The sequence below is a fragment of the Aquimarina algiphila genome (assembly GCF_007489275.1).
Classification (GTDB): domain Bacteria; phylum Bacteroidota; class Bacteroidia; order Flavobacteriales; family Flavobacteriaceae; genus Aquimarina; species Aquimarina algiphila.
In genome coordinates, this window is record NZ_VLNR01000164.1 from 1 (window position 1) to 1,318 (window position 1,318).

Here is a 1,318-nt window from a genome sequence, read left to right on the forward strand (position 1 = left end):
CCCCCCGATTTCAAATCTACAATGTTTAATTCGCCCCTTCTTACTTATGTCTATTGGCAATCACATTTTAAAACTCAATTAGTATCTAACCCTTTTATTCACAAGCTATGAATGCTGCACTAAAACAAATACGGTTAATAAAGAGAATTGACCGATTGATTCGCCTGAAAGCAACTGGATCACCCATAGAGTTTGCCTCAAAATTAGATATTTCAAAAGCCACTCTGCATCGCACTATTCTAGCTATGAAAGAACTGGATGCCCCAATTATATTTGATATTAAATCAAATAGTTATTTATATCTAAATGAAGTCATTTTCAAGTTTGGATTTCATGCTAATACCTCATCCGATTATAACTTAGATACTAAACCAAGATATAAAAGAAAAAAAATCAAAAAAAATATCCCAGTCCCGAAAAATGAAACTGGCATGTTTTAATATTGCACCAGGAAAACAGAAAACATGGGGAAAGCCGTAAAAATTTTATTGAAAAAACATCGTTTTTTGTGCTGCTAAACCAATATTTGAATGTGCTTTTCAAATAGAATAATAAGCAGAGGATAAACCTGGTATTCAAATATAGTTTAGTCACAAATTCGTAATGGGAAAATTAAAAACAATTACAAAATCACTTTTATGAGACATCTAATTACCACATTCACCTTGGTCTTTCTAGGGTTATGTGCTTTTGCGCAAGAAGGGGAAGAATCTACAAAACCACCGCAGATTTTTCCAACTTCGCCAGAGGCAGCAAGTTTAGGGAAGTATGGAGAAATACCAGTAAATCTATCTACTGGTAAAATCAATCACACTATTCCGCTACACACGATTAATGAAGCAGGGTTTAGTTTACCCATATCCCTCTCTTATAACTATTCGGGATTGATGGTAGATGAGATTCCCGGAGCTACAGGTTTAGGATGGGATTTTTCTGGTAAAGGAATGATTACTCGCCAGGTCCGTGGTCTTGCCGATGAGTCGCAACTTGGATATATCGGTCCCAATCAAATTGGTAAAAAAGTGCATCAATATGCTACCAATTCTCAATCTATGCCCGCAGATGAAATTGGACTATTAATTCGTGAAGCTGCTGCTGGTAAATGGGATACCGAATCTGATAAGTATATGATCAGTGTAGGGTCATTATCGGCAACATTCTATTTTAATCACGATGGAGAAGCCGTTTTTGCCCCTTATAAAAATTATAAACTCACTAGGTTACCCAACAATGGAGGGTTTGAACTTATTGATGATGGAGGAACCAAATACTACTTTGAACTCCAGGAGACCACCCAAATAGAAACCCTAGGTGCTAC

General features: G+C 36.3%; 2 protein-coding genes. Both read left to right on the forward strand.

Annotation, left to right across the window (positions count from 1 at the left end; translation table 11 throughout):
- Positions 1–107 precede the first annotated feature (107 nt).
- Positions 108–440, forward strand: a complete 333-nt coding sequence (locus FOF46_RS30800) for a hypothetical protein (protein WP_143919246.1) — start codon at positions 108–110, stop codon at positions 438–440.
- Positions 441–638: 198 nt separating this feature from the next.
- On the forward strand, positions 639–1,318 hold a 680-nt coding region (locus FOF46_RS30805), incomplete at its 3' end, for a hypothetical protein (RefSeq protein ID WP_208746847.1).

Bases quoted from the DNA above. Each gene is read 5' to 3' on its own strand.
- FOF46_RS30800 (WP_143919246.1), top strand. From the start codon at position 108: ATGAATGCTGCACTAAAACAAATACGGTTAATAAAGAGAATTGACCGA.